Origin of the sequence: Phaeobacter sp. SYSU ZJ3003 (assembly GCF_041300735.1) — a bacterium.
GTDB classification, from domain to species: domain Bacteria; phylum Pseudomonadota; class Alphaproteobacteria; order Rhodobacterales; family Rhodobacteraceae; genus Phycobacter; species Phycobacter gallaeciensis_A.
In genome coordinates, this window is sequence record NZ_PXNU01000063.1 from 20,473 (window position 1) to 28,426 (window position 7,954).

The following is a 7,954-nucleotide window of genomic DNA, read 5'->3' on the forward strand; positions in this document are numbered from 1 at the left end:
TCATGCCGTTTATTGTCTCAGCCGTCACCGCGATTGCGGGGGCGATCAGCGGTGTAATGGCCGCGGGCGGGATCGGGGCCGCACTCTTGCGGATCGGGGGCACGCTTCTGCTGTCCTATGCCACGCAGGCCTTGATGCCGAAGCCGCGGGCGACGCTGCAGCCGCGCACGGTGACCATCCGCGAGCCGGTTGTGCCACGCGATCTGGTCTATGGCCGCACCCGCAAAGGCGGGGTGATCGTGTTCCTGCACGCCTCGGGGCCGACCAACCAGTTCCTTGATCTGGTGATCGTCCTGGCGACCCATCGCGTCAAATCCATCGGGGCGATCTACTTCGAAGGGGAGATGGCGCTTGATGCTGACGGGGTGGCCCGGGGTCGCTGGGCCGGGAAAGCCTTTGTGGAGCGCAAGCGGGGCCTGCCGGACCAGTCTGCCTTCGAGGGGCTGCGGGAGGATGTGTCGGACAAATGGTCCGCACACCACCGCCTGCAGGGGTGTGCGGCCATCCGGCTGCGGCTGACCTATGACCCGGACGCCTTTCCGGCGGGCATTCCGAACATCACGGCCGACGTCGAGGGCAAGGACGACATTTGGGACCCAAGGATTGGAGCGCAGGTCTACTCAGAAAACCCCGCGCTGTGCCTCGCCGATTACATGGCCAATCCGACCTGGGGGATCGGGGCGGCGATTGGTGCACCGGACGGCATTGACGAGATGGCGCTCGTCGCGGCGGCGAACATCTGTGACGAGATTGTGCCGCTTGCCGGTGGCGGGAGCGAGCCGCGCTATGCCTGCAACGGGGTGATCACACTGTCGGAGACACCCAAGACGATCATCGAGGGGCTGCTGTCGAGCTTTGCCGGGCGCTGCGCCTTCTCGGGCGGGTCCTGGCGCATCCATGCAGGCGCATGGCGCGCGCCGGATGTGGCGCTCACCTCGGACCATGTCCGCGAAGGCGGGCTGACGCTCGCGACGCGCGTGACAATGTCGTCAAACTTCAACGGCGTGCGCGGCCAGTTCGTGAGCCCCGAGAACAACTGGCAGCCCGACGACTTCCCGGCCTATGCCTCGGATGTTTACCTCGCCGAGGACGGGGGCGAGCGGAAGTGGCGCGATATCTCGCTGCCTTTTACGATCTCTGCACCGATGGCGCAGCGGCTCGCGAAAATACAGCTCGAGCGCGCGCGGCGGCAAATGACGGTGCGGCTCTCGGGCAAGCTCTCGGCCTGGGCGGCAACGGTGGGCGATGTGGTCACGCTCTCCTATGCCCGCTGGGGGTTTGCGGAAAAACCCTTTGAGGTGCACGGGGTGAGCCTGGACCTGACGGCCTCGGGCGACGGGGCGCTTTTGCTGCCCGAGTTGGTGCTGCGCGAGACCTCGCCGCTGGTCTATGACTGGTCGGCCTCCGAGGAACAGGTCTATGCGGCCGCACCGCGTACGGTCTTGCCCTCGGCCTTTGATCTTCCGGCGCCCGGACGCCCGGAGATCTCCGAGAGCCTTTACATTACCCGGGATGGCGGGGGCGCGAAGGTGCTGGTGCGCGTGACCTGGACCCCTGCGGCCTCGGCCTTTGTGACGCTCTACCAGATCGAGGCCCGCCGCGAGGGCGGGGATTGGGTGGATTACGGTCGTCAGCAGGGCACGCAGCTGGAGATCCGGGACGCCAGCCCGGGGCTGTGGGAGGTGCGGATCAAATCCGTCTCGGCGATGGGGGTGTCCTCGGCGTGGCGCACGCGCACGGCCGAGGTCCTCGGGCTGGCCGCGCCGCCGGTGGCGCTTGAAAACGTCACGCTGCAGGCGGCCGGAGGGCTCGCGATCCTCAAATGGGCGCGGGCTGCGGACCCGGATGTGCGGGTGGCGGGCAATATCGTCATTCGCCACAGCAGCGAAGCACCCGCAAGCTGGGCCAACAGCTACGCGATGGACCGGGTGGCGGGCTCGGAGGCGATTGCGGTCGTGCCGCTCAAGCCCGGGACCTATCTGCTGCGGGCCGAAGACAGCGGCGGGCGGCTGGGACCGGTGACGGGGATCGCCACCAGGGGCGCACAGGCGCTGGCCTTTGCGCCGGTGCAAAGCCTGCAGGCCGACGACAGCTTTCCCGGCACCAAAACGGATCTGGTCGTGGGCCCCGGTGGTCTGCGGTTGGCGAGCACGGTGGACGCGGGCGGGGTGCCTTATGTGCCGCAGACACAAGGGCTCTATGCGTTCGGCGCGGGGATGGATTTTGGCGCGGTGCGCCGGGTGCGGCTGCGCAGCGAGATCCGCCTTGCGGTTCTGGCGCTTCTGGACCGCATCGATGCCCGTGTCACGCCCATCGACAGCTGGGCCGATTTTGACGGCACGGATGGCGCGCAGACCGATGTGGTCGTGGAGGTGCGCGACACCGACGACGATCCGGCGGCCACGCCTGCGTGGTCCGGCTGGGGGCGGATCGACAACCACGAGATCGAAGCGCGGGCCATCGAGGCCCGGGCCTGGCTCCGCACGGAGGATGCCGCCTATACGCCGGTGGTCTCCCGGCTCCGGCTTTATGCAGACGAGGTGATGTGATGTCCCAGACCGGGAGTTACGTGATTGACAATGACGCGGGCCTTGCGGTGCGCCAGCGGATCAACGAGGTGCTGGCCGCGCTGCAGTCGAGCAATGCGGGTCCTGAAGCCCCCGTAGAGACGCGCGCGGGCATGCTGTGGCTGGACACCGGCGGGGCCGAGGCGGTTCTGCGCATCCGCAACGCGGCGGATGACGCCTGGGAGGATGTGCTCGATGGCGGAAGCTATTGATCCGCTGACCGGGACCGCGCGTCTTTGTAAACCTGGCCACGTTCGCGTTTGCCCACGGCGATCACGGTGACGGTAATCGTGGTCTCCTGCACCGAGTAGACGAGGCGAAATCCCGCGCTGCGCAGTTTGATCTTGTAGTGCTGATCGAGGCCATGCAGGCGGTCTGCAGGAACGTGGGGGGTCTCAAGGCGCTCGGCCAGCTTCTTTTTGAACTGGCGCTGCACCGGCGCGCCCAGCTTCTTCCACTCCTTCAGCGCCGATGGCAGAAACTGCAGCTCATAGGTCATCCAGAGTGACCTTGACCGGGGTCTCGCTTGCACGGGCCTCGATGAGGTCGATCAGGTCAAGATCGTCGAGACGTTCCATCATAGCCTCATAATGCCGGGCCGGAACCATATAGGCCATGACACGGTTGTGGTTGAGCACGGCCACCGGCTCCCCGTTTGCCTGCGCAAGAACGCCTGTCGGGCTTTTTTTGAGGTCGGAGACGCTGACGGCGATGTTGGCTTCAACGCGTTGCATGGAGAGGTCCTATCAATAAGGGGCCAAATATAGACCTAAAATTGGTGCGAACTCCGGCCATGTCAAGCCGCGTCTCATGCGGGCGTGCGCGTAAGAGAAAGGACAAACATGTCTGATCCGGGATTTATCGACATGATCGACCGTGTCTTTGGCGGGGCGGTAACGACGCTGATCGGGGCGTTCACGGGGCGGCTTATGTATCACTCGGGCGAGGTGAAGCTTGGGCGACGGCGGTTTTTTGGCCGTGAGCTTCTCTGGGAAATCCCCGTGGCTGTGGGCATGGCGCTGATCGGTGAGGCGGCGGCGAGTTACATCGGGCTGACCCAGCCGGTCTCGACGGGGTTTGTGGCCACGCTGGCCTATCTCGGGCCGCGCGGTGCGGAGGCGGTTCTCTCGGCCTGGCTCTGCCGGAAAAAATAGCTTTTTGGTGCGCGGCGCACTTGCGGCGGGCCCACAGGCCGGGACACCGGACAGGCGCTCCGCCTGATCCGGCAATCGGGCACGCTGCGAACAATTTGGGGAAATCTATCTGGCAGGCCGTCCTTCGGGACGGCCTTTTGCTGTTGAGGAGACGGAGATGCAGATCGGGGTGTTGATTGACCAGACCGCCAGGGTGGATCTGGGGGTCTGGGAATGGGCCGAGGGGGATAACCCAAGGGTTCTGGCGTATTACCGGGAGGCGGGTATGCCGCAGGACCACGACGAGGTGCCGTGGTGCGCGGCGTTTGTGGGGGCGGTGCTGGCGCGGTGCGGTGTGCAGGGTACGGGATCGCTGCTGGCGCGCAGCTATGCCACCTGGGGCCGCCCTGTTGCGCTGGAGGATGCGGGTCCCGGGGATGTGGTGATCCTGTCGCGTGGTGCCCCGTGGCAGGGGCATGTGGGGTTCTTCGATCATCTCGACGGGGCGCGTGTTTTTCTTCTGGGCGGCAATCAGGGTGATCAGGTCACCATCACCGGCTATGACCGCGCCCGCGTTGTGGCGGTGCGCCGAGCCATCGCGCCCGCGGATCTGCCGCCGCGCAGGGCCGCGCCAGGCCAGAGCACGACCGTGCGGGCAACCGGCGTCCAGATCCTGGCCGCGCTCGGGGCGGCGTTCGAGGCGCTGCGCTCTCTCGACGGGTCTGCGCAGCTGCTGGTTCTGGGCGTGGCCGGTCTGGTGCTGCTCACCGCGCTCTGGATTGCACGCGAGCGCATCCGGAAGATCCTTGCAGGTCTGGGATGACCGCGGTGCCTGTGCTGTTGCGCGCGCTGTCTCGGCGTCTCGTCTACGGCGTGGGCATCGCTCTGGCGGTGCTCGCCCTGCTTTGGGCGGTCTGGCGCCATGGCCGGGCGGCGGGGCGTGCGGCCGATGCCATCACGCGCGCCGAGGCGCGGATCCGGAGTTTGAAACAGGCCGCGGAGGTGCGCCATGTTGTGGAAACCGATGATGCTGACGCTGTGTCTCGCAGGCTGGAGCGCTGGATGCGGGATCGGGACGCCGACGGACTGTGACTGGGCGCAGCCGATCCGGCCCGCGCGCGCGGATCATCTCACCGTCCAGACCCAACGCCAGATCCTCACCCATAACGAGACCGGCGCGCGGTTGTGCGGGTGGGGGCCATAAGGCGCGTGCGCCCGTCAGTTCTTGCCGCAGCAGCCCTTGTATTTGCGGCCCGAGCCGCAGGGGCACGGATCGTTGCGGCCGGGGCGCGTGGCGGCTTTGAACGGTTCGCGGGGGAGATTCGCTGCGGTTGGGCCCGCAAGTTCGGGGCGTGACTGGTGCAGGATCGTGGCTACGCAGTTCGGGATCAGGTCCGGGGCCTCGGCGTCGATCTGGTCGATTTCTTCATCTGTGAACGTACTGTTCCCAGTATAGATGTCGTGCAGCGCCATGATGAAAATCATGGTCGCACGGGTCTCGTCATCGGCGCGCCCGAGGAGTGCGTCCCATGCTTCGGGCCGCAAAGCCATGGCGCGGGTGAAACCGTCAACCCAAGGTTCCCAGAGGGTCTCGTCGCTGTTCATGTCGATCTCGTAGATCGGCTCGATCCAGAACGACTGCGTGATCAGGTTCGCGACGCTATTGTACTGGGTCATTACCGCGTCGATCGTCTCTTTTGCCGTGGCAAGATCGGGGAATTGTGCATCTCCAGTCACGCCCCAGACATGGGCGAGCCAATCGGAGGGGGGGATCGTCTCGGGACAGGCGAGAACACCCGTCACGAAGCCATCCAACTCGCTCACTGTCATGGGTTCGTTCTCGATCGGCAGCGCTTGCAAAAGCGCTTCAAGGCGGTCCAGCCGTTCGTCTTCCTGATCCATGCGTCGTTCCTTCTGCGGCCGTGACCCCTTTAGCCGCAGCGGACCGACTTCTCAATCGAACGTGTTCGGACCGGTCCATTCGGATGGTCCGTGGAGGCATGTATGACAACATCTGTGCAAGAAGGCCCCGCGATCGTGATCGGCTATACCTACCGGCTGAGACTTGCGGCCGCCAGCGCACTGTTCCCGGACGGGGTGCAGCTGACAGCGCAGATCCGGACCTCTGTGGACGCAGACAGTGTGCTGGCGGTTTTGTCGACCCAAGCGGGCGGGCTTGTCCGGGTGAGTGACACCGGACTTGATCTGGAAATCCCTGCCAGCGTCACTGCCACGCTCGCGGTGGGATCGGTGGTGCTGGATGCGGTGCGCACCGACACCGATCCGGAGCTGCATCTGGGCTTCACGCTGGAAATCCCCGTGGTGATGCCGGTCACGCGGGGGCTTGGACATGACGGGTGAGGTCGCCCTGACATCCCATGTGGTGCCGATCCGGATCACGACGACGGATGCGGTATCTCTCCGGCTGGCCGGGACCACGGGTCCTGTGGCCGTCCGGGTGCGCGGGTTGCCGGGGCCTGACGGCGCAATCGGGCCGCCCGGGCCCAAGGGGGATCAGGGCGATCCCGGTCTTTCCATTCTACCTGGTGACGCACCGATCAACGGAGGGTTTTTCTGATGGCCAATACGATCCAACTCAAACGCCGGGTCTCCGGCCTTGCCGGGGCGCCCGCCGCGCTCAAATCCGGCGAGCTGGCCCATAACGAGGTCGATGACACGCTCTATGTGGGTAAGGGCGATGATGGCGGGGGCAATGCGACAGCGATTGCCCCGCTTGCAGGGGCGGGCGCCTTCCTCGGCCTGACGGGCACGCAGTCCGTGGCGGGCAAGAAGACGTTTGTGACGGCTCCGGCGGCGGGTCAGGATGCGAGCGCGGGCTCCGATCTGGTGCGCAAATCGCAGATCGACACGCTGCTCGGTGCCAAGGCCAATACCGGTCACGGCCATGCCATTGCCGATGTCACCGGGTTGCAGGGAGCGCTGGATGGAAAGGCCACCAGCAGCCACGGGCATGGCGCGGCCGAGATCACCGACAGCACGCTGGCCGGACGGGCCATCCTGACCGCGGCGGATGCAACGGCGCAGCGCACCGCACTGGGGCTTGGCACAGCCGCGCTCGCGAGCAGTGCAGCCTTTGCGCCTGCCACCCACGGCCATGCCGTCTCCGAGGTGACGGGGCTGCAATCGGCGCTCGATGCCAAGGCCCCCGCCGCCTCTCCGGCGCTATCCGGCGTTCCGACAGCGCCGACGGCTGCGGGCGGGACGAATACCACGCAGATTGCCACCACGGCCTTTGTGCAGGCGGAGATCTCCAGCTTTGGCGCGGGAGACATGGTCAGATCCACCTATGACACCGACAATGACGGCAAGGTGGACGCGGCAGAGGTGGCCGATGCGGTGGCCTGGGCCGGGATTACCGGCAAGCCCACAAGCTTTACGCCCGCCACCCACGGCCACCCGATCAGCCAGGTGACCGGATTGCAGGGCGCGCTGGATGCGAAAGCTGCTTTGGCCTCGCCCGCGCTGAGCGGGACGCCGACGGCGCCGACGGCTGTGTCGGGCACCAGCACGACACAGATCGCGACGACGGCCTTTGTCTCGGCGGCGATTGGTGCACTGATCGATACGGCGCCGGGGGCGCTCGATACGCTGAACGAGTTGGCCGCCGCCCTGGGGGATGATCCGGATTTTGCCACGACCGTGACCACGGCGCTGGCGGGCAAGCTGGCCGCGAGTGCGAACCTGTCCGATCTGGGCAATATCACCACGGCGCGGGGCAATCTGGGCCTCGGGAGCCTGGCGCTGCAGGAGGCCGGAGCGGTGGCCATCACCGGTGGGTCGATCTCCGGTGTCGCGCTGGACGGCGGTACGTTCTGAGCCCGCCCGCATGTCCTGCCTTGATCTTTGTTCCAACATCGGGAGGTCATCCTCATGGCCATCAGACTGAAGCGGTCCGGCGCCGCGGGGAAGGTGCCGACCACGGTGCAGCTGGATCTCGGGGAACTGGCCATCAATACCTTTGACGGGCGGTTGTTCCTCAAGCGCGATGACGGCAGCGAGGGGATTGTCGAACTGGTCAATACCGGGCGGTCGCTCCTCGCGGGCACCGGTCTGACCGGCGGCGGGTCTCTGGCGGCCGACCGCACGCTGGCCGCCGATATTGCCAGCCAGGCGGAGGCCGAGGCGGGCACCGCACAGGCCAAGCTGATGACGCCGGAGCGTACAGCCCTGAATCGCTCCGAGTTTGTCGGAGACCATCAACTTAAGTAAGGATGATGGTTATGACGAAAAGCA

Annotated in this window: 12 protein-coding genes; 9 read left to right on the forward strand and 3 right to left on the reverse strand. The window is 66.2% G+C overall.

Annotated features, from left to right (window positions below; translation table 11 throughout):
* Nucleotides 1-2 precede the first annotated feature (2 nt).
* Nucleotides 3-2,549: a phage tail protein gene (locus tag C6W91_RS18350; RefSeq protein ID WP_370571300.1), complete on the forward strand. Its 2,547-nt coding sequence runs from the start codon at nt 3-5 to the stop codon at nt 2,547-2,549.
* On the forward strand, nt 2,549-2,779 hold the full coding sequence (locus tag C6W91_RS18355; RefSeq protein ID WP_370571301.1) for a hypothetical protein: 231 nt from the start codon (nt 2,549-2,551) through the stop codon (nt 2,777-2,779). The genes C6W91_RS18350 and C6W91_RS18355 overlap by 1 nt, the downstream gene beginning before the upstream one ends.
* On the opposite strand, the gene C6W91_RS18360 is transcribed toward C6W91_RS18355, so the two are convergent.
* A complete protein-coding gene (locus C6W91_RS18360; RefSeq protein WP_370571302.1) occupies nt 2,773-3,066 on the reverse strand; it encodes a type II toxin-antitoxin system RelE/ParE family toxin in 294 nt (97 codons plus the stop codon). The genes C6W91_RS18355 and C6W91_RS18360 overlap by 7 nt on opposite strands.
* Nucleotides 3,056-3,301 (reverse strand): type II toxin-antitoxin system Phd/YefM family antitoxin, encoded by a 246-nt coding sequence (locus tag C6W91_RS18365; RefSeq protein ID WP_370571303.1) that lies wholly within the window; start codon nt 3,299-3,301, stop codon nt 3,056-3,058. The genes C6W91_RS18360 and C6W91_RS18365 overlap by 11 nt, the downstream gene beginning before the upstream one ends.
* Nucleotides 3,302-3,409: 108 nt before the next feature.
* Here C6W91_RS18365 and C6W91_RS18370 point away from each other — a divergent pair, with 108 nt between their 5' ends.
* From C6W91_RS18370 to C6W91_RS18380, 3 genes are all read left to right on the forward strand, one after another.
* Nucleotides 3,410-3,721, forward strand: a complete 312-nt coding sequence (locus tag C6W91_RS18370) for a phage holin family protein (RefSeq protein ID WP_370571304.1) — start codon at nt 3,410-3,412, stop codon at nt 3,719-3,721.
* Between the two features lie 157 nt (nt 3,722-3,878).
* Nucleotides 3,879-4,523 carry a TIGR02594 family protein gene (locus C6W91_RS18375; protein ID WP_370571305.1) on the forward strand — a complete coding sequence of 215 codons (645 nt, stop codon included), beginning with the start codon at nt 3,879-3,881 and terminating at the stop codon, nt 4,521-4,523.
* Nucleotides 4,520-4,792, forward strand: a complete 273-nt coding sequence (locus C6W91_RS18380; protein WP_370571306.1) for a hypothetical protein — start codon at nt 4,520-4,522, stop codon at nt 4,790-4,792. The genes C6W91_RS18375 and C6W91_RS18380 overlap by 4 nt, the downstream gene beginning before the upstream one ends.
* 126 nt (nt 4,793-4,918) lie before the next feature.
* On the opposite strand, the gene C6W91_RS18385 is transcribed toward C6W91_RS18380, so the two are convergent.
* A complete protein-coding gene (locus tag C6W91_RS18385) occupies nt 4,919-5,602 on the reverse strand; it encodes a UPF0149 family protein (RefSeq protein WP_370571307.1) in 684 nt (227 codons plus the stop codon).
* A gap of 102 nt (nt 5,603-5,704) precedes the next feature.
* Between C6W91_RS18385 and C6W91_RS18390 the strand changes: the two genes are divergently transcribed.
* The 4 genes from C6W91_RS18390 to C6W91_RS18405 are packed head-to-tail and all read left to right on the forward strand — an operon-like array spanning nt 5,705 to nt 7,930.
* Nucleotides 5,705-6,061 carry a hypothetical protein gene (locus C6W91_RS18390; protein ID WP_370571308.1) on the forward strand — a complete coding sequence of 119 codons (357 nt, stop codon included), beginning with the start codon at nt 5,705-5,707 and terminating at the stop codon, nt 6,059-6,061.
* Complete coding sequence (locus C6W91_RS18395) at nt 6,051-6,278, forward strand: hypothetical protein (protein ID WP_370571309.1); 228 nt, start codon at nt 6,051-6,053, stop codon at nt 6,276-6,278. The genes C6W91_RS18390 and C6W91_RS18395 overlap by 11 nt, the downstream gene beginning before the upstream one ends.
* Entirely contained in the window at nt 6,278-7,537 is a 1,260-nt protein-coding gene (locus C6W91_RS18400; protein ID WP_370571310.1) for a head decoration protein, read from the forward strand. Before C6W91_RS18395 ends, C6W91_RS18400 begins: the two co-directional genes overlap by 1 nt.
* 54 nt (nt 7,538-7,591) lie before the next feature.
* Nucleotides 7,592-7,930: a hypothetical protein gene (locus tag C6W91_RS18405; RefSeq protein ID WP_370571311.1), complete on the forward strand. Its 339-nt coding sequence runs from the start codon at nt 7,592-7,594 to the stop codon at nt 7,928-7,930.
* Nucleotides 7,931-7,954 lie beyond the last annotated feature (24 nt).